This window comes from Myxococcus llanfairpwllgwyngyllgogerychwyrndrobwllllantysiliogogogochensis (genome assembly GCF_006636215.1).
GTDB lineage: Bacteria > Myxococcota > Myxococcia > Myxococcales > Myxococcaceae > Myxococcus > Myxococcus llanfairpwllgwyngyllgogerychwyrndrobwllllantysiliogogogochensis.
This window is the reverse complement of the sequence record NZ_VIFM01000827.1, coordinates 1-428: the sequence shown is the minus strand read 5'-3', so window position 1 is coordinate 428 and position 428 is coordinate 1. Positions and strand designations below refer to the sequence as shown.

The following is a 428-nucleotide window of genomic DNA, read 5'->3' as shown; positions in this document are numbered from 1 at the left end:
ATCATGGCCTGGGTTTGGCCATCACCTCGGCGATTGCGCGCATGCACGGAGGTCGCACCACGGCAGCGAGTGTCAATGGAACGACCGAGATCGGCCTTGTAGTGATGAAGACTGTGGCATAGACCCAGACATTCAACCCTGAGTCGCCGGTCAAACCCCGATCACAAGGATTTGACGGGCAATCAACGCGTGTCCGGGTCAGGGTGCGGGAACGGCAGGGACCGGTGCACCAACACGACGTGCAGCCCAACTGGGGTGCTTTTGGGAGCGTTCCAGATCTGCCAGCACTTCTTCGCGAGTCATCGCCTTGCCCTTCGCTGGAACTGGTGCACCGAAGCGGTGGTATTGCCACGTACCCTCTTTCTTGGATTGGTCCATCTCGGCGAGAACCTGCTCCCGCGACTTGCCAGGCTCGGCATGTTCTGGAT

1 protein-coding gene is annotated in these 428 nt (G+C 59.8%); it reads right to left on the bottom strand.

The genetic code is table 11. The features are described from left to right. Positions 1-198: 198 nt before the first annotated feature. A partial coding sequence (locus tag FJV41_RS53355) for a hypothetical protein (RefSeq protein ID WP_220138030.1) occupies positions 199-428 on the bottom strand: 230 nt, incomplete at its 5' end.